Source organism: Bradyrhizobium sp. Ses1 (assembly GCF_059512365.1).
Genome location: NZ_JCAMOQ010000035.1, coordinates 71,607 through 89,652 on the forward strand (window position 1 = coordinate 71,607; position 18,046 = coordinate 89,652).

General features: G+C 59.5%; 21 protein-coding genes and 1 pseudogene. 7 read left to right on the top strand and 15 right to left on the bottom strand.

The features are described from left to right. Positions 1–39: 39 nt before the first annotated feature. A complete protein-coding gene (locus AC5ZG5_RS30775) occupies positions 40–1,134 on the top strand; it encodes a DUF7482 domain-containing protein (RefSeq protein WP_456646810.1) in 1,095 nt (364 codons plus the stop codon). Positions 1,135–2,128: 994 nt separating this feature from the next. Here AC5ZG5_RS30775 and AC5ZG5_RS30780 read toward each other — a convergent pair. Next, the gene (locus AC5ZG5_RS30780) at positions 2,129–2,527 is read right to left on the bottom strand and encodes a hypothetical protein (RefSeq protein ID WP_130224877.1); all 399 of its coding nucleotides are present in this window, start codon (positions 2,525–2,527) and stop codon (positions 2,129–2,131) included. A gap of 665 nt (positions 2,528–3,192) precedes the next feature. On the opposite strand from AC5ZG5_RS30780, the gene AC5ZG5_RS30785 reads away from it, so the two are divergent. The 3 genes from AC5ZG5_RS30785 (at position 3,193) to AC5ZG5_RS30795 (ending at position 4,930) form a co-directional block, all read left to right on the top strand. Beyond that, on the top strand, positions 3,193–3,363 hold the full coding sequence (locus tag AC5ZG5_RS30785; protein WP_165435116.1) for a hypothetical protein: 171 nt from the start codon (positions 3,193–3,195) through the stop codon (positions 3,361–3,363). 653 nt (positions 3,364–4,016) lie between these two features. Then, positions 4,017–4,715 carry a cupin domain-containing protein gene (locus tag AC5ZG5_RS30790; RefSeq protein ID WP_456646814.1) on the top strand — a complete coding sequence of 233 codons (699 nt, stop codon included), beginning with the start codon at positions 4,017–4,019 and terminating at the stop codon, positions 4,713–4,715. Then, the gene (locus AC5ZG5_RS30795) at positions 4,622–4,930 is read left to right on the top strand and encodes a helix-turn-helix domain-containing protein (RefSeq protein ID WP_456671296.1); all 309 of its coding nucleotides are present in this window, start codon (positions 4,622–4,624) and stop codon (positions 4,928–4,930) included. Before AC5ZG5_RS30790 ends, AC5ZG5_RS30795 begins: the two co-directional genes overlap by 94 nt. Before the next feature lie 312 nt (positions 4,931–5,242). Here AC5ZG5_RS30795 and wrbA read toward each other — a convergent pair. Then, positions 5,243–5,814 (bottom strand): annotated as a pseudogene (wrbA, locus tag AC5ZG5_RS30800) (NAD(P)H:quinone oxidoreductase). Positions 5,815–6,045: 231 nt separating this feature from the next. On the opposite strand from wrbA, the gene AC5ZG5_RS30805 reads away from it, so the two are divergent. Both AC5ZG5_RS30805 and AC5ZG5_RS30810 read left to right on the top strand, forming a co-directional pair. Continuing rightward, positions 6,046–6,531 carry a site-specific integrase gene (locus tag AC5ZG5_RS30805; RefSeq protein ID WP_456646809.1) on the top strand — a complete coding sequence of 162 codons (486 nt, stop codon included), beginning with the start codon at positions 6,046–6,048 and terminating at the stop codon, positions 6,529–6,531. After that, entirely contained in the window at positions 6,528–6,671 is a 144-nt protein-coding gene (locus AC5ZG5_RS30810) for a hypothetical protein (protein WP_165435117.1), read from the top strand. The genes AC5ZG5_RS30805 and AC5ZG5_RS30810 overlap by 4 nt, the downstream gene beginning before the upstream one ends. Before the next feature lie 683 nt (positions 6,672–7,354). On the opposite strand, the gene AC5ZG5_RS30815 is transcribed toward AC5ZG5_RS30810, so the two are convergent. The 11 genes from AC5ZG5_RS30815 to AC5ZG5_RS30865 all read right to left on the bottom strand — a co-directional run bounded on the left by AC5ZG5_RS30815 (position 7,355) and on the right by AC5ZG5_RS30865 (position 14,345). Next, positions 7,355–7,537, bottom strand: a complete 183-nt coding sequence (locus tag AC5ZG5_RS30815; RefSeq protein WP_130224883.1) for a hypothetical protein — start codon at positions 7,535–7,537, stop codon at positions 7,355–7,357. 328 nt (positions 7,538–7,865) lie between these two features. Next, positions 7,866–8,072 carry a helix-turn-helix transcriptional regulator gene (locus tag AC5ZG5_RS30820; protein ID WP_456646808.1) on the bottom strand — a complete coding sequence of 69 codons (207 nt, stop codon included), beginning with the start codon at positions 8,070–8,072 and terminating at the stop codon, positions 7,866–7,868. 429 nt (positions 8,073–8,501) lie between these two features. Continuing rightward, on the bottom strand, positions 8,502–8,807 hold the full coding sequence (locus AC5ZG5_RS30825; RefSeq protein WP_456646807.1) for a hypothetical protein: 306 nt from the start codon (positions 8,805–8,807) through the stop codon (positions 8,502–8,504). Between the two features lie 141 nt (positions 8,808–8,948). Next, on the bottom strand, positions 8,949–9,602 hold the full coding sequence (locus AC5ZG5_RS30830; protein WP_456646806.1) for an isochorismatase family protein: 654 nt from the start codon (positions 9,600–9,602) through the stop codon (positions 8,949–8,951). A gap of 10 nt (positions 9,603–9,612) precedes the next feature. Next, positions 9,613–10,098: a Rid family hydrolase gene (locus AC5ZG5_RS30835; RefSeq protein WP_456646805.1), complete on the bottom strand. Its 486-nt coding sequence runs from the start codon at positions 10,096–10,098 to the stop codon at positions 9,613–9,615. 377 nt (positions 10,099–10,475) lie between these two features. After that, positions 10,476–10,775, bottom strand: coding sequence for a hypothetical protein (locus tag AC5ZG5_RS30840; protein WP_130224891.1), 300 nt, complete (start codon positions 10,773–10,775; stop codon positions 10,476–10,478). Positions 10,776–11,033: 258 nt separating this feature from the next. Further along, on the bottom strand, positions 11,034–11,339 hold the full coding sequence (locus tag AC5ZG5_RS30845) for an ImmA/IrrE family metallo-endopeptidase (protein ID WP_456646804.1): 306 nt from the start codon (positions 11,337–11,339) through the stop codon (positions 11,034–11,036). A 583-nt stretch (positions 11,340–11,922) separates the two neighbouring features. Beyond that, a complete protein-coding gene (locus tag AC5ZG5_RS30850) occupies positions 11,923–12,336 on the bottom strand; it encodes a hypothetical protein (protein ID WP_456646803.1) in 414 nt (137 codons plus the stop codon). 123 nt (positions 12,337–12,459) lie between these two features. Further along, positions 12,460–12,912 carry a hypothetical protein gene (locus tag AC5ZG5_RS30855; RefSeq protein WP_456646802.1) on the bottom strand — a complete coding sequence of 151 codons (453 nt, stop codon included), beginning with the start codon at positions 12,910–12,912 and terminating at the stop codon, positions 12,460–12,462. Positions 12,913–13,150: 238 nt separating this feature from the next. Beyond that, positions 13,151–13,594 carry a cupin domain-containing protein gene (locus tag AC5ZG5_RS30860; RefSeq protein ID WP_456646801.1) on the bottom strand — a complete coding sequence of 148 codons (444 nt, stop codon included), beginning with the start codon at positions 13,592–13,594 and terminating at the stop codon, positions 13,151–13,153. 106 nt (positions 13,595–13,700) lie between these two features. Further along, positions 13,701–14,345, bottom strand: a complete 645-nt coding sequence (locus AC5ZG5_RS30865; RefSeq protein WP_456646800.1) for a site-specific integrase — start codon at positions 14,343–14,345, stop codon at positions 13,701–13,703. A gap of 509 nt (positions 14,346–14,854) precedes the next feature. On the opposite strand from AC5ZG5_RS30865, the gene AC5ZG5_RS30870 reads away from it, so the two are divergent. Beyond that, a complete protein-coding gene (locus AC5ZG5_RS30870; RefSeq protein ID WP_456646799.1) occupies positions 14,855–15,406 on the top strand; it encodes a PAS domain-containing protein in 552 nt (183 codons plus the stop codon). Between the two features lie 621 nt (positions 15,407–16,027). Here AC5ZG5_RS30870 and AC5ZG5_RS30875 read toward each other — a convergent pair. Together AC5ZG5_RS30875 and AC5ZG5_RS30880 are read right to left on the bottom strand one after the other, a co-directional pair. Next, entirely contained in the window at positions 16,028–16,264 is a 237-nt protein-coding gene (locus AC5ZG5_RS30875) for a DUF2867 domain-containing protein (protein ID WP_130224903.1), read from the bottom strand. 475 nt (positions 16,265–16,739) lie between these two features. Next, positions 16,740–17,357, bottom strand: a complete 618-nt coding sequence (locus tag AC5ZG5_RS30880; protein ID WP_456646798.1) for a glutathione S-transferase family protein — start codon at positions 17,355–17,357, stop codon at positions 16,740–16,742. Positions 17,358–18,046 lie beyond the last annotated feature (689 nt).

The following is an 18,046-nucleotide window of genomic DNA, read 5'->3' on the forward strand; positions in this document are numbered from 1 at the left end:
GGCCAAGGCCGGCTATGAAAGCCAGTGATCGGAGCGATTATGAAATTCAGCAAACCTCTTGGTAAATGCGTTTACGGACCGATGATGGTTCTTCTTGTGTCTTTTCTCGCAAGTGAGGGGAGTTCGGCGGCGGATGAATCGACCGAAAGGAGAATCACGAAGCTGTTTCTCACCTCGGGCCAAGTCGATCTTGCAAGAGAAGTGGTAAGATTGCCGCTTCATCGCGGTCGCCTTTCCTCCGGAGAGACAGTCTGGTTCGTTCTCACCGACGTAAGCGATTTCGCCACTTCCAAGAAAATGGGCCTCACATGGGCGCCGAGCCTCAGTCAAGCAAAAGATCTCGCGAGCACGCGGGTTGCGGAAATGGATGCGTCCAATAACTTCACCTTCAAATCGGGGAGGGTTGATTTCTCACCAGTTCAAACGTTGACGGCCGGAGAGACGCCAAACTTCTTCCCGCCTAGGTTGGCGCGGGCCGGGTCTGTTGGGGATGCGCACTACAGTCCGCTGGTCCGGGTGGCAAACCGTAATGACATTGTTTTTAACGCCCCCATGATCGCCTTCAACGTCGGACCAGAGAAAATCTCGTTCTGCGACGGCAATCCCGATTACTCGCTTGTGACCGACTCGGTGGCAAACATCTGCCCTGACAAGGGCACCGTCGATTTGAAGCTGCGCTTCGGATTTGCGGACGGCAAGCATCTGCGGTACCTCAGCTTCGACGCCAACTCCGAGGAATCCGCAGCGCTCGAGGCATCTACCTTTGCGCCCGCCGAAAGCGATATCCTGCAAAGCGGCGCGACGGAGATTATCTACACAATCGTAAATGGTAGGACCGGACCGAAGGATCCTGAGCGCCAAGGGCTTAACAGCGCGCTCAGTGGCGAAGGCCCTGCACTCGATATCCTTGCGAATTTCAAGGAGATCAGTGCCGGATATTCACCGATGTGGGATGTTCAGCTGGCCGAGTGGACCAAAGAGGCTGTTGAGAGCAATCAACGGAAGCTGATTACTGACGGTAACGACATTGCAGCAAAGAGCGAAGCTGGCTTGTTGGTAAGCCCTGTCGGAGGTCCGGTTAAAACGATCGGACATCTGGTGAACTGCCCAGTCGTGGGTTTCACGAACGAGTGATTCCTCGACGAACGAGACGTCAAATTAGTGCGACGCGGTAGCTTCGTGAGTTGTTGGTCGTCCCTACAAGCCCAGCAATCCGTTCGCAGCTGCAATCAAGCGCATTCCGCCAGCGTCGTGCGCGGTTTTTTTGATGCAGTGCTATGTCTCAGGCGCCCCTGTGGGGGCGGGCTGAAACGAGTCAATCATTTTCCGTGCGAGAGCGGGCAGATCGGGGCCTACCCGGATCGGTTGCGCTAGGCCTTCGATGGGCGGGATGGCCTGGCCCGGCCGCGTGGGAAGGCCGCTCGCCATGCCCGCGCTCCGCGCCGATCGGTCCCAAACATATGTCGCCGCCAGACAGCAGTCTTGCGGGGGCACGTCGAACTCCTGGGCGACCAATGTGAAGGACGACCCGTGCCGGCTTGTAGGCGCGTGCCTCGGTACTGAACTGCCGCTCGAAATACTTGTCGAGGTTGGCGTTCTCGAGCGGCCTCTTCCCGCCGGGGGCTGGAGGCGCATTTGTCACGGTCACCATACGAAAACCCGCGTCCTCAGCATCTTTAGCCCCTTCGCCACGTCCACGTTGGCATCGTCATCATATCTTCTTCAGTGCATCGAGATCCGCATCCTTGATTGCAAGTCGCGGATCGCACCAACCGTGCGGAATCGTCCCTCGCCAAGGTCCCAAGTCGCGCGTCACTAAACCTTCGTATCGTATCCGAGCCCCTTTAGATGCCTCACGTTTACCTACGTTCAATTGAGCCGCTGATCGCGATCATCTTAGATAGGTCATGCGGTAGCAACCCTCAGCTCCCCCGACTCGCTACCGCTGCCCTCCTTGGGCGTTTCCTCCCTAGACTTGGGCCGCTTGTGGCAACGCAGGCGGCCTTTCTTTTTGTGCCGTCACGTCCGTAGCAATTCCGCGCCAGATCGCACGCCGCGCTCGCACAGCAAGAGCGAGCAAAGCCGAAAGATTTGACCAAGCCGCCGGGCCGTCAAAACAATCACGCAGTCATTGCTCATCCAGCAGCGGCTCGTTGGGTGCGTCGGCCGCCTGGCTGCGCGCCTCACTGATCTCGCGCCTGATCTGCGTCACCACCGCATCGATGTTGCGCCTTCCCAACATGTCGCGACTGCAACGCGCGCTCAGATGCATCAGCACGGTGCCAGCGACCTCGTCGATCAGTGCATCGACATTGGTCCGGCGCACCAGTTCGCGCTTCTTCTCCAGCAGGAGCAACTGCCGCATCTCAGTCTTGACCTTGACATGATCAGCGTCGGCTCGCGTGCGCGACAATTGCAGCCGCTCGGGTCGTAAGTATCGAGGGTGCGTAACGCGGCTCTGGTCGAGCGGGACGCTCGCACTCCGCCACTGGATCACGCCTTCAGCTTCGAGCTTGCCAATGTACACGCGGCTGCAATCGAGGTGCAGTGCCAGTGCCGACGTGCGCTGACGGTCGCGAGCTTTCTGACACGGTCGCGAGCTCTCAGTTCGTGTTCGCTCCTGTTGCGTCGCGGTAGGATACTCCGGTTGCAGCGTGAGCGTGAAGGCGATCTCTAACGTAGCTCCAAAGCCATGAACTTCCGCGTTCGGCAGCATAGCGGACCGCGCCCGGACTTTGCCGCTGGCCAATTCGGTCGCGAACGGCCCGCTGCGCAAGTGGTTGGCTTTAGGGGCGCGCTCGCTATACCTTCGTAGCATTTCCCGGCCCCTTTGGATGGCCCGCACATTACCTACGATCAATTGAGCGGCTGACCGCGATCGTCCTAGGCTGCACGCGTAGGAAAAGCCACAGGTCCATGCAGTGCGACGGTAGAAAACGACGATCGACGAACAGCGACGATAGAGGAGACTACGATGCCCCACTGCTCCGATAATCTTAGATCTGGAAGTGCTGCGCGATGCGCCGTTTGTGATGGCAAGTTTGGTCTCGTCCGGCACTACTCGTGGCGAACCCCGCTTTGTTCCAAGAAGTGCGTCGATCGCTTCAGAACTCGCAGGGAAAGCGACCGCAATTGGGTGAGCTGGCTTCAAACCGCCTTCGACCATTCGCCCGAAAACCGCGCGAGGGCTTTATGACAGTCCAGATCTCACCACGAGGCAAGAAATATTTAGAGACAGCACAGACTTTGCGCCGCGCCGCCAAAACCATGACCGACTCAGCGATCGCGGCTCGGCTTAAGGCCCTTGCCGACGACTACCAGCGGCGAGCTGAGACAGTTTCGCATGTTGATGCGGATGAATGAATTTCCTGACTGCGCACAGAAAATCCGGGATTGGATGTGAGATGAACAATCGGATCTGGCATGCAGCGCTAGTTGTATTCACTGTCATGCCGATTTCTACAATCGGTCACGCCCCCACGATTATCAGCGCCCTGAGTTGAACAGTTGGTATGAGAGTTTGCACAGCGGCTAGCGGGCCCTGCAGCGACGGCAGCGAGCGAGGAGCATTGATGACGCCGACTGGCAAACCAAGGATGGTCACTATCGCGTACGCATTGATGGCGGTGGGTTGATGTTCCAAACGACGCTGTCGTGGATGGACCGAACCGCGCTGGTCGCACGATGGTCTGGCCCTACTTTCTGAACGGCGCGTTCGTTGGCGTCAGGTGCTTCATGCGGGGGAGCATGGGCTGATCGCGAGCGCAGGGCGATCAGCAGCTCCCACTGCGGTAGCATTGCACGGTTCGGCTGCCAACCCGAACGAGGCGATATGCTCGGCGATATGGTCATAGTGATATTCGTACTGGCGATGTGCATTGCCGCGGCGTGCGTGGTCCTGGCTATGTTGCTCTAACGATGAACAGCCCCGACTAACGCGCGGGCCGCCCGGGCCGGTTAGTTTCACTTTCCGAGCGCCTTAAAAATATCGACGAAGCCGAGCGCCCGTTGCGAAGCTGTTACAAAAACGATTTGACCGTCAGCCCGCACTTGGCGGTCGCCCCCACCAACGCGCCTCCACGATCCATTACTGTGTTCGAGGCGTCGGCGTCATCCTCCTGGACGGCGAAACCCTCACACGTCTGACGTTGCACACGCTGGTGATCGTGCCGCCTGGCCGAGCAATGACAATCGCCCCGACGGAGGACCCGACCGCTCCGCGGAACGCCGGCAAGCACGGCGAAGGCGCCTCTGCGCCAGGCTCGTCGCACCAGCACACTGTTGGAGACGGCGAGCCGACACTGGTGCTTGCGTGCGGGATCTTCCGAACCAACTACGGGCCCGCACGGGACTTGTTCGCATCCCTTGCAACGTCCGTTGTCGAGACGTTCGACGTGCATGACCAGCTCGATCAGGTGATCGCCTACGCGATGGCCGAGCTCGCGGCTCAGGACGTTGGTGGAGGGCCGGTATCGGCGGGGCTGCTGAAGCTCGTGCTGCTCGCGCTGCTTCGGCGCTGCCTCGTCTCGACGAAGCGCTTCTCGATTTTGAGCGCCCCCCGATCGCGCGGGCTTTTGCTGAGATGGCCTCTCGCCCGTCATCACTGCACACCGTTCAAAGCCTGTCGCACGCCGCTGGTCTCAGCTGCTCAGCTTTTATGGTGCGCTTCTCCGCCGCATTCGGAGGGCCGCCCATGTCACTGCTGCGCCGCGTGAGGATGCGCCATGCGGCAGACCTGCTCGCAGCCAATGCGCCGTCGATCGACCAAGTCACCCTGAACGCCGGCTATGAGAGCCGGAGCAGCTTCGCGCGCACGTTCGGCAGGCAATACGGCAGCGACCGGTCAGAATACCGTGCCCGGGCGCGGCGCACCCTTGTCCGACAGCGCCACGCCGACCGAAGGCGCGACGAGGAATCCGATGCAGCCTGACGCCGGTCCTCGCTCCGCCAGACCGTACGCACCGCCGCGTGATCCTGGACGATGATGAAGCTCCACGATCCCCTGACGGTGGCGACCGCGTCCACTATCTTTTGCGCCAGCCTCAGGCGCGCAACCGCCGGGTGGCTCATCCATGTTCTGAAGCCGAGGCGAGCGGCGCGCTCGCCGTAGGTCGGCGAGCGGGGCGTGCTCGGCCTGTTCCATGCCGTCCTGCCCTTCCGCCTTTTGCACGCTGCCGCCACCCGTTCCGCTCGATTGCGCGCACGACGCGGCCAGCGCCCTGCCGCGTTCTGATCGCGTCGTTCAGCGGTGGAGTTTCGCGGCGGTCTCCGCGATGGCGCGCCCCTCGTACCGGGCGTCGGCAAGCACGTTCTTACTCGGCTGCGGCCGCGCGTCGAGCCCGGCGATCGTCGTCGCTCCGTAAGGTGCGCCGCCGGTGATCTCGTCAACTTTTATCTGGCCGGCGAAGACCACCGTCATGCCAAAGTGGAGCAGGTTGGTGATGATGGTGAACGGTGTCGTCGCCTGGCCGCCGTGCTGCGTCATCGACGACGCGAAGGCGCCACCTACCTCGCCATGGAGGGTTCCCATGCCGCCAGCCTGGTCGCGGAACCTTGCCATTTTGGAGGACATCCTGTTGAAGCGCATGCCTGTGCCCACGACGATCGCGTCGTACTCGGCAAGGTCGTCGATGCGCAGAACTGGATCGGTCTGATCGAGCTTGTAGTTGGCTGCCTTGGCGGCCCGAAGATAGAAGCTCAGGCACGCGCTATACGTCGGCGGACGCCCTGCCTCCCGCGCCCCCGCGGCGATTTCGTGTGCGGGCTTTTCGACATGTCATAAGAGGAGTAGTAGAGCACTAGTACCTTAGCCATGGAGCCTTCCATCATGTCGGGCGCGGGCCGCACACGGCACCGAAACGAGTGGAGAACCTCCAGCGAGGGCGGACGGTTGTGGGTGCGTGTTTTGATAGCCTTAGATTTCGCCGGGGGTATTGTATCAATAGCTGCGGGGAATACCGTGCTGTCGCGGCGATGCCGGAGCCGTCCTAAGCGGTACGGAGCTCCCTGAGAAGGAAGTCCACAAATGCCCGTGCGGCAGGCTTTATGGGCTCAATGAAGGCGATGGACCCAGCCGAGCTTGTCGCGCTGCTCTCGCAGAAACAGGCCGACAAGGTCGCGCAAGGCAAGACGGTCGATGAGATCATCGCTGAGCGGGTCGCATGGATGAAGGCGCCGGTCCTCAAGGCCGATGGCGAGATGCGGCCCCGCATCGAAACATGGAGCAACGTCGAGAGCGATCTGCGGCGGTTTATCAGCCCGCGCCTCGGCAAGATGGCCGCGAGCACGGTCACCAAGCGCGATATCGCCACACTCTCGGATGATATCGTCGCTGGCCGCTATCCCGGCAGCAAGGCGTTGGTCGCCAATGCCCGCCACATGCGCCGCGCGGCCTCGGGCCTGTTCAATTGGGCCGCTGAGGCGGGCCGCGAATATGTGACCGCGAGCCCTTGCGCCAACCTGCCGCCGCTCGACAAGGAGCATCCGCGCTCTCGGACGCCGCTATCGCGAAGTGCCTCGATCATGCCGTGACCAAGGATGACGGCGAGAAGATCAGCCGGGTCACCGGCATCTATAACCAGTCGAAGCGCATGCAACAGAAGCGCGCGGTGCTTGATGGCATCGCGGCCGAGCTGCGGCGCATCAAGCGAGCCTGCAATGAAGGCCGTTGATCACGACGAGCTGCGGCTCGCGGCTTGATCAGCGGAAATGGGCGGTGACCGCCCATTTTAGCAGCGCCCGGTCAGTTACATCCGCTGGCCGGGCTTTTTCTTTTGAAACACGCTGAAACGCGCCATCTGCCCGCTGGTGTATTGACGCGGCAGGGAGACAGCTCTCCCGTCAGGTTTTTCCGTCAAGGACTTCGGTTAGCACGGACCTGTTTGGTTGTATCTCGCCATCCAACCATTCTTGCTCCTTGGCTAACGCCAGTCCATGCGTTTAAAGCGCTTATACGCCGCTTTATCTTTCGCCGCTCCGCCATCTCGGCGCAGTTCTGCGCGTTATCCCTAAATACATCGGACTGCTTCGGTTTCATTATCGCACCTATCAACAGACGAAAAAAATGGCCCCCGGCTAGGGGCCATTTTCCGTTAGTCGTCCCAGTAGTGGTGACGCCTGATGACTACGTCACGGTCGCCATAGCGATGATACCATCCGCGATGCCAGCCACGGTCATGCCCATAGAACCCAGCACGGGGTCCGTAATAATCATGGTCGCGATAGTAGTCTCGGTCGCTGCCGATCCGAACACTAAAACCCTGAGCGCTTGCGACTGTAGGGGCCGCAACAGCGATGGTTGCTAACGCGGCGAGAACATAAGAAAGCTTTCTCATGGTTCGTCTCCTCTCGTTAGTTACAATTGATAAGAAACGAACGGCTGGCCGTGGAGTTTCGGGAACTGTGTCGGAACTTTTTTGAATGGATGTTCAGCAACATTGCGCAACCAGCCGCCAACTGCGGCCTTACTCGTTTGCAGGACGTCCCGATAATTCAGCGGAGCGCGCCCATTCTTCGGCGCGGCCAGCCAGTCGGTCATACTCTTCTGCGATCCGCAGCATCCGCTGCTTTTCCTCCCAGTTCCAAAACTAGTCGATCTTGGCCCGAGTCGCTTCCGCGCGATCCCGCCAATGCTTTGGATTGTGCAGGTAGTTCATGTCCCGTCCCTTTGAGCGCATGGTACGCTCGCAGATAGATGCGAAATCGACTGATCTGGATCAATTTTGAAACACGATGAAACGCGCTGCTTGGCCGCTGGTGCGTTCGAGGCCTCGGCCGGTGTCCGGTGGCGGCCGGTCCGGAATAACGCACAGGCGAGCCGCGCTTCCCCAGCCGGGGCTCGCGCCGGCCGACGCGCTGCGGCCCCCTCAGGATTTCGAGCGGCGGAGATGGTTGAGGCGGCCGCGGCCGCGGCCATCGATTTCGTTCTGCCACCCGATGATATCGCTCTCGAACCAGACGCGCCGGTTCGGAGAGATGTTGGTCGATCTCGGAAACCGGCCTGCCTTTTCCATTCGGAAAAGCGTGGTCCTCGACACTGGGACGATCGCCAACACTTGTTTTTCGCTGAGCATGCGTCGAGGTTTATCCGCGCCGCCACCCGAGTCGGCCCCTGCTGCGCCGTCGTCCGTTTCGGCCTCAACTCCTTTTGCTGCGGATCATCGTGAACCCCTAATCATGCGTCTCGACGTCTGCCGCCGCTGACTAAAAATTTGGAATGCCGGGCAACTGGCCGAAACACCTTGGAACAACACGGCTCTTAACCTGAAGGACCTTGGGTTGGCTAATGCACGTTTGGTCCCATCTTGGGCGCGGAAAGCGGCGCGCCGCAACTCGGCACAGGAGTGGCATTCCCGAGGTTCAAGTGATTGTCGCAGCCGACCAGCGCGCAAAATTTTTCAAGTTTCAGCTTGTGAAATTCGATCGCGCCGTCCGAATATGGCTGGCCGTGTCAGCAACCTCAGCTTCCTCGGTCGGGGCCGAATGAACAACCTCCTGAAAGCTCACAGCCAGGGAAGTCCTGCAGCTGCGGCACGGTCCCGGTCGGCTTGTTTTAGTCGAACAATCGCGAGCTGTTGGCTGCACACACCAAAGTCGCTGGTGTCAGCGCGTATTCCGAACTTTTCACAGAATGCGAGATTTTCAGCTGCAATCTCGCGATCGAGTTGGATTTTCGCATTGGCCCGTGTCGCGGGAGCGGAGACGAAAGTGGCGTACGCACCGAACGACAGCAGCACCACAATGAACAATGAAAGCAGGAGCCGCGAACCTACACTACTGTCGATGGCATTAGCATTGACATCGGTCATCGCAGAGTTCCTTTCAAATGGCTTTCAGGATGAAATATTCGCAGTACGATTTCCCACGCCAGGAACCCAGCCCCATGCGCCAGCGCTCAAGGCGCAGGAACAACTCCGATGGATAATCGGCGGTTTCTTACGCGGGCTTGATCATATCCCGTGCATAGGCCAGGCCGATGCCGTATCCGCCGCCGTGAGCCTCCACGATAGCTCGCGCCCCGTCATAGGTCTCATGCCGGGTCCAGTCGCGCTGGAGCTCCAGAAGGACCTGGATCCACGACGTCGGCTTCGCCCCGCCGCTTCCATCCGTCGCATCGCCAGATCGTGACTGACTGGAGTGAGCCCGCCGCAAGCGTCGCCGACGACGTGTACCTCATACCCCGCCGCGCGAGCGGAGAGCACCGGAAAAGTCACGCACGCTTCCGTCAACAGCCCCGAAAAGATCAGCTTCCGCCGTCCAGTCGCCACGATCGCGCCGCGCGCAGCGTCGTCCTCCCACATGTTCATGTTGCGGCGGTCGATCGCGACCACTTCGGGAATCGCGGCCTGAATCGCGGGCATCAGGGGACCGCTGTAGACCTTGGTGGCGGACGTGGATGCCACGATCGGCATGCGGAAAACGGTGGCAGTGCGCGCTAGAGCGATCACGTTGTTCAGAAGCATTTGGCGATCGATCGATCCCACGCCGAAAGCAAGTCCGGCTTGCTGATCGACCAGCACCAAGGCGCAATACTTCGGCTCGATCAGGATGTCGGGCGTTGCCCTCGCAGTGCCAGGTCCTTGTGTCATGATTTCGTTAGACATCGGGGATTTATCACCGCGGCTTCGCTTCTGCTGCCGACAGCACAGCCTTGAAGGCGATTTCGATGAGCTGTTCAGGAAAGGCCAGTCTCGTCACACCGATCAGGTTGCTGGCGCACTGAGGGCGCGCCGTGCCGTAGGCTTCCTTGCGCACCTTGCCCGCGGCGGCGAATGCGGCGACGACATCGAGGACATAGAGCGTCTCCTCGACCACGTTGTCCAGCGTTGCCCCGAAGCTCGCCAACAGCTTGACGGCATTGGCGTAGGTCGCCCGCAACTGCTGTTCCATCATCGAGAACTCGGCCGGCTTGCCGGATTCGTTGAGAGAAGCAGGCGCGATCAGCTTCCCCTTCTCGTCGTGGCTGAGCTGGCCGGAGACATAGATGGTGTCACCAACCTTGATCGCCTGTGCGTATCCGTAGGCATCTTCCCAAGGCACACCGAAATAGGCGGCCTCTTTGCCATTTGCGGCGGCTGCGTTTACTTCGTTGCTTTTCATATTGAGCCTCCTGGCCTCTCAATCCGGCATCGCGTCTCGGTGCCGGCATTGAAAGTTTTGGTACGACGATGCTTTAGAGAATGACCTTGCAACGCCGGCGAGGGAAATCACCTCTCGACATAGAGTCGATAGACGATCGTTATTGCCGCCGCGCCGCGTGAGGCCCTAGCGAGGAATGCCACCAGCCGCATCTGCAGGCACTCCCGTTGCCGCCCTTGGACCAATCGAAGTTGCGCGTGCCAACGCGCCGCCGTCCTTGACCATGACGCCGCTCCTACGGCGGATTTGTCGCCGACCGGATGTCGGACCGAGGTGAGAGAGAGAAAGACATCGCCATTTTTCAGATGCGGCAGGATGGCTGCAGAAAAATTTCGGAACTAATGAATTGTGTTGCATGGGTAACGATCAAGCTGTTCTGCACACTCAGGTCTGGTGCGCACCGCCACCACCCAAGCGCACTGCTGGTCGGAGTAATTATCGCCGCCCGCGTGGATCATAATCGCGCGCCCCCTAATCTCGGCCACATTGAGGTGCGGCACTACCTCCGTGGCCTTGCCGCTTGCATCGACGGTTAGCACGGGGACGTCGACCTTGTGGCCCTCGCCACCTATTTGGGCGTCGGACAAAACAAGCGTGCCAATCTCCTTGCCGACGCTGTTTGCATCGATTGCGTTCACCCGATCCGCCGCGACCACGCTGGTTAGCCCACTCCCGATCTTTGTCGAGATAAAATGCTCCTGTTACTTGGCCTTGATCGAGGAAGCGGCGGGGGATGACGCTGCGGCTTACATGATAACGTCTTGCCAGCGCGGCAAACTCTTCATCACTTGCTTGCCGTGGATTGAGATTCAGTTCTCGTACCGCAACGGCAAAATCGCGTGCCGGTACTAGGATTTCAGCGGCGACTGAATTGCAAACCGTTCGATGGCGCGGTCTTACGGCGGAAGTTCATGTATTGCAGCATTGTCAAACCGGCTGATCCCGCTGCGATTAAAGAGCAGGTGAGCAAGTTCGTGCACGAGGCTAAATGTTTGCCGCGTTTTTGTGGTGCTGTTGTTGATCAGGATGATAGCAAACTCTTCATGCCTAAGGCAGAAGCCCGAAATCGTTCCTTGTTTAAAGCTATCCTTGAATACGAACACGCCGCGCGCCTCGATAGCCCGCCGCCACAGCTTCAATGCATCGTCGTCACTGCTCGCTTCGGGTACTCGATCAAGGGAAACGCCCAACAATTCGCGCACGCGGTGCGCCTGAGTGGAAATGGAAGCGCTGCGTAGACAGGGAAATCTCTCGCCAAGCGGACGTTCTGTCGGATTGCGCCGTTGATAAAGTTCGTCAAGAGGCGTCTGAAATGCATGGCCTTTGCGGATCAGTAAAACCGTATGGCGCTGCAGCGAAGACAGATCGGCGTCCGGCAGCGACCGAAATTCGGTGCGAGGCTTTGGCTCATCAGGCGGCGCTGGCAGAAAGAAAATCGCAAGGGGCCGTTTGTAAATTTCGTAGGCCAGGCGCTCCAGTTTAGCGTATGTCGGCCCGCCTTCACCGTTCTCCCATGCCTCGATTCTCTTCCGGGCGTTTCTTGAGCTTCTCGGCGACGTTACCTGTCGTCATGTTCGTGCTATCGCGTGCCCATTTAAGCAATTCAGGCTGGACGCCACTGATTGGTTCTGCTCGGGCCGCCATCGAATTGATTTTTCCGTTTCTGGGTCCACTATTATCGGGTGAGGAATAGTAAGCAACGCTTCACTTAATTCGATACAACTAAATGCCTACCGAGCCGTTTACCGCTTGGTTGGAGGTAATGATGTAAGGATTGCACATCACTTATCGTTCGCGCGGCCACCAATGCGAGGGTGGATCGCTAGCCGAAATCTTGGTCGTCCGCAGCGCAATGAGATGGCTGCGCTTGTATGGATAGCCGCGCACCTGAGAGCAATCCTTGCACCGCATGTACCGCTCCAGCTCGTGAACCGACGTTGTCTTCGGTCGCCGCACGATGTCGAGGACAACGGTCTGATGGGTGTTGCAGCCCAAGCAACGAACTTGGAGATAGAGATAACCGGCGTTCAGCGCGTCACCCAGCGCGGGGGACGGCTGCGCCGGTCCCTGGAAGCCGAGCATGCGCTTGTTCCATGCCTCGCAGGCGAGCCGGTCGGCTTGCTTGCGTGCTTCGGCCGCCCGCTCTGCCGGTGCCCGGATCGACGCGCCGTAGATGGTCTCGCGTGATTTGGTGCCCACGCTAGAGAAGATGCACCGGGCGGATCGGCTGGGGCAAGCCGCTAGGGATTGCGGTGGTGCCGGACACAACGGAGAGGAAACCGCCTGCGGGCGCTCAAGCAACGGAGCAAGTAGCCCCGCCGATCACCGTCCGTCGTCCTGCCACGGCATCGTCGGCAGCGACGGCACCCGGCGCTGCATGACTCGCGGTCGCTCGACCATCATGGGCTTCGGCGGCGGTGGTGGCTTCACCGGCTTTGACTCCGGCGTCTTCTTGAAGGTTCGATGCGGCTTCACCTCGGCCGCCAACTCCAACAGCCGCTTGGCCTCGACCTCGTCAATGCCGCGCCAGCGGTTCGATAACCGGAACACGTTGCTGCCGCGCGGACCCGGCTCCATCTCGATCAGGCCGAGGCGGTCGAGCAGCTTCAGCGATGGCGACACCACCGTATGCGTGATGCGGTGATCCAGTATGAAGGAGAGGTAGGACACGCTCGCGCTGTCGCCGCCGCCGATCGCCTGCTCAATCGCAGCGAGCACCCCGCGCGCACTCTGTGGCAGCGCCAAATAGGTCGGGCTATCTGATCGATCTGTCATCGTCACCTCTCTCGATCCTTGGCTACAGGCCAATCCACACCGCCAGCGCGACCATGACGACGACCGCCGCCACGAAGATCGCAGTCTCGATCCGCGACATTCGCCACATCGCGCACCGCCATAAACCTTCGTGTCGGTCGCGTGCTCCCTTCAGATGCCCATTGCTTCCTACGCGCACCTGGCTGGCGCGTGCAATCGATCATCTGGTGCGGTCCCGAGCGCCCGCGCGGACGCACGGTCACGAACGCCACGCGCCGTGGTCCTCGACCCTGCGGAACGTTATGCCGAAAGCAGCCGGATCGGGCTTCTCGCCTTTCCGGGGCACCAACAAACGCTCCAGCCCACCTGGCACATAGGTGGCCAGCAGGGTCGCTTGAACGCCGACCACTTCGATCGTATGCGGCACACCACGGGGAAGAGCCGCGTAGGAGCCTGCCCCCACCTCAACGCGGGAATTGCCGACCCGCGCGATTAGCTGCCCCTCAACCACGTAGACTAGCTCGTCCTCACGCGAGTGAGTGTGCATCGGAGGCTCCTCCCCAGCTCGCACCGTCCACAGGACAGCGCCATATTCGCCTCCGGACTGGCTGCTCTCCACTTTAATCTCGATGCTCGAGCCTCCGCTCGTCGTCACCTTCTCGCCACCGTGGGGCGGCGTTAGAACCGCCTTCTGGACTGACATTTGTAGCCTCCTGATTGTGCGCCGGATGAGCCCGGTACCGCGTAAGCATGAAATTCCGCGCGGCAAATTGGAAATGACACCACGCGATGAAGTCAATAACCGCGCGTTATGATGGCCGTTCGCCTTCCGCATCGGACTCGCCACTCGCGGCCCTTGTGGGGTCCGGCCAAATGTCCGGTTTGCGCAAAAACCGGAACCGCTCACGGTCGGACGGAAGTCGGACTTTCGACATGTCGGACGACGGCATTGGGCCACATCGCGCACCGCCTTTGTGTGCGAAATGGTACAATAATTTAGCGCGATATGATGGATTGAAAATATACTTGGAGCGCACGGTCGCGCGGACCCCGCACTTTTCTGTCAGCCCAAAGGACCCGAGAAACCGATGGGGTGCACACAAAAAGAAAGGCCGCCTGCGTTGCCAGAGGCGGCCCCCGCCGCAGGGAGTACCGCCCAAGGCGAGCAGCGATAGCGAGGTGTGGGGTGGGGGGTCGCTACCGCATACGCTATCTAAGATGATCGCGATCAGCCGCGCTACTTCGTCCATGCTCAGCACCACCGGCAGCTTGCGCGGCTCGTGAATCACATGGGTATGCTCGACGATCTCGCGACGCTTGAGCGTGACCGTAAAGAAGAACCGCAGCGTCGACACGGTCTGATTGATGGTCGGCACGCCAACGCCGCTCGCGGCCAGATGGAGCTGGCAGCGGCGCACGTCCTCGAAGCTCGCCGTATCCCGGCGATCGCCCAAGGAACGCCGCGAAGTTATAGACCCTTTGCACGCAGTCATGTTGGGTCTTCGGCGACCTTGCGGATCGTCATGTCTTCGATCATGCGCCGGCGCAGCGGGGTCACTGTCTCGTCGGTCATGGGGATGCTCCTGTTTTGAGTGAAGGTTGCGACCCCCTCATCTCAAGACAGGACGCCCCGTTGCGCTATCCCATGGCCTCAGTCGCCCGCCGCAGCGCCCTACCGCGCGAGCTGTTTAGTCCTTTGACCCGTCGCGGAAGTGGTCGGCTTTAGGGGCGAGCGCCATAAACCTTCGTAATAGTTCCGAGACCGCCTTTGGATGCCCGACGTTTACCTACGTTGAATTGAGCCGCTGATCGCGATCGTCTTAGTCTGTAGCGATTGGAAAAGCGCACAGGCTCATGACGCGCGACGGTGAAAAAGAGGACGATCGAGGAACAGCGAGGAAAATCGTCTGCTCGCCATGGTGCTCGACGATTTACTGAGTCTCTCGCGCAAAGGAGGTTGAAAATGGCAACCAGCGTGACAGATAGTGGCTTAGCAACAAGCACAATGATTTTGGATGGCGACTTCGACAGAATCGACTTTCGCGGAGAAGTCGTCGACGGGCACCTCGTCGCAAAGGGAATTCTCGCAGACCAAGAGGCGATGGATTCTATCCCAGTAGGGATATACGTTCTCGAGAAGGATGCCACCGTCGTCAAGTGCAACAAAGCTGCAATCGCGGGTTGGGGACGCACGCCGTCTCTGGGAACCTCGGAAAAGTACTGCGGGTCACACCTTCTTCGTTACCCCTCAGGAGAAGTGATGCCGCACGAACTTGCACCACCTTCCGTAGTGATCAACAACGGCGGCACCGTTCGGAACGCCGATGTGATTTGCGAGCAGCCCAACGGTAATCGTCTTCTGGCACTCGTTAATGTCTTTCCAATTCGTGACAACGAGGACGAAGTGATCGGAGCCGTCAACATTTTCCGTCACAATACCAGCAAGACTGTTCCTGGCTTACTCTCCGAGTCTGCAAGTAGTTCTAACTCCAAGATCGGTGAGGTGGAGCAGTGAGGCTACCCCTTCGCTGCTTCGGGCTGGACTAGCATATTGATAGGTCGCCTCTCGGAGTGCGGGCTACAGAAACCCAATGTTTGGGATGTCCGCCGCAAGCAGCTGCGGCTCTCATGGGAAGAGCTCTCCAATCTGCCGCAGAGCGAACTATTTTTGGACATGCACTGCGTCAATGGCTGGAGCCGGTTCGACAACCATTGGGAACGATTGCTCGCCACAGAATTGATGAAGCGAGTGGTGCCGAACAGACTGGATGGATCCAACCACTGGCCTCCGCCATCGCGCCGGCCGCTCTCGGGTTGAGAAGGTCCTGCGACACTCAACCGCCCGCCTGGCCAGGCCGAGCTGGAACAGGAAGTTTAGCATATAAGGAGGCGCACGATAGCAGCTCTTGGCCCTTCGCGACACATTGCACCGCCGCGCGATCTCGGTCGCTAACGAAGCATAGTGGAAGTTGACGGGCGGCCGACTATTGCGGAGGACGACGCTCTTGACCCTGAGCAGAAGTCGCGAACCTCGCCAATCGGCGTGTGTATTTCAGCCGCTTGTGCCTGAGCCTAAACAGAACTCAGGAAGGCCGTTACCTCGGTGAAATAGTATCTCAGTTGCACGATATGGGTTCTACAGGCGCCCAGCGGCAAAGGCACTCGCCATTAATTTGCGCAAACCAAATCTGTGGAAAGGAGTGATGGAGGACAGGTAGTGCCACCCGAAGCGACTGTGAAACATGCACAGCGTAGACACGGCGACGCTTGGGCCGCTGCCATCGCGAACCTTCATGATCGACAGCCGGAAATCCATATGCTTGTTGTCCCGTCCCGAATCAATTCGTCCGACCCCAGAAAGAAAATCGGCCAAGCGCCAGTCTTCTGTCCCACGATATAACGATCCTTCTTTTGGATGTTCAGAATTTCGGAGGTAGTCGGCGTCTCAACCCCGGCGAAGCCTCCAACGTTGTTCCGCGCGATCAGTAACAGGTTCATCCAGACCGGCGGTGGGCAAAGATCGCAAAGAAGATTTCAATGACGCCCGCTTCGGGGCGGCACAGTGGTGCGCGGTATGCATCACTAAATCCGCGCGTTCGATCAGAGCCTTGCCTAGGGCGCTCTCGGAAGGCACCTCGCACTCGACGACACTCATTCCTGGTGTCGGAGTAACATGATGTTGCACCGCGGACGTTCGCAGGCGAACTATGCCCCTGCCTGCGTGGAAGAGCTGGAAAGACCAAACCCGGTAACCAGGCAAAAATCGAACGCAACGCGTACCTTCCTTCCCCTGCCGAGCGGCGTTGGGCGGGCGAGCGGATGAGGCGCCCGCAATGACCGCGACAATTCTATTCTCGTAGTTTACGAGCCGCCTGCGCCGCCGGTCTATTGAGGCTCGCAGCCAGCCAAGCATCAACTCTTAGATAGGACGTGAGGTCCAACTCTAGACGGGCGAGAACGCACAGCACGCACGCAACCATAAAATCGGCCATGTTCCATCTGTCACCGCCGAAAAACCGAGTTTCGACGAGTTGATCCTCAAGTATCGCGAGTTTTGCGCGCAGGGTTTCTTCAGCCTGAACGGCCAAGGTCTCGTCCCGCTGCTCCGGCGGAAAGAAGATCCGATTTCTGAACAGCGTCATCAGCGGCGGTTCGACCTCTGTGGTCGCAAAGAATGTCCACTGAAGCATCCGTCCGCGACCTTGCGGCTTCGACGGATATAGTGAGTTCTTGTAGGTCTCGGCGAGATAAAGGTTAATCGCTGCGGTCTCCCACATGACAAAGCCGCCGTCATCAATAGCGGGCACAAGTCCGTTCGGGTTCAGCGCGAGATACCAGGGTTCTTTGCATTGGGCGTTTGGCACGCTGAACGTTACAGGAATGAGTTCGTAGGGAATGCCGATCTCGTTTGCGAGCCAGATGACGCAAAACGCACGAGAGTGAGGCGCTCCATAAATCTTGAGCATGCGATTTTCCCTTCGGGATAGGACCGATCCGCAAACTGAAAGGATACCTTGCGCCATCCGGGGCGACAACCGCCATGCAGTCGCGCACCATCACAGGCGGTGTGTATCGGATCCATCAGCCTGATCGGTCTGCGAAGCATTTCACGAGCTTGGCCCGCATCGAGGTAATCCACCGCTGGTACAACTTTGCTGCGCTGCAAGAGCCTGGAAGTGGCCGATGCTGTCGAAAAGTCGAGAATTGAGGGGCTCCGAAAATCTCGCAAGGATCAGGTTTTGGTTGCCGCGGTCGCCGCAAGCCTCTGCAGGGCATGTACGAAGGTCAGTGATCGTTTTGCTACAATTCGATGGTCCCTCACATTGTTCCGCTTGGGTCCGCGGAGTACTGTGAGGAGTGCTCATGCCCTCACGGAGTCAGATACGATGCGGCGTCTTGGCGATCATCGTGTCGCTGTCTGCAAGCAGAGCACCGCGCAGTGTGTTAGCGAGCGGCCTGATTACCGAACACGCCCGCGCCGAGCTACGAAAAGCCGCCACCGCACCGTGCGCCGGGCGGGGTTTACAGGCCGGCTTGGCAAAAAGTTTCCGTTCGTCACTCAGCCGGGCGCCGACGGACTAGGCTGTGTGGACTCTTGGGATTCTCAAATCAGACGGAACGTGATTCAAGGCTTTCTTTTAGGAGGAAGCCTTGG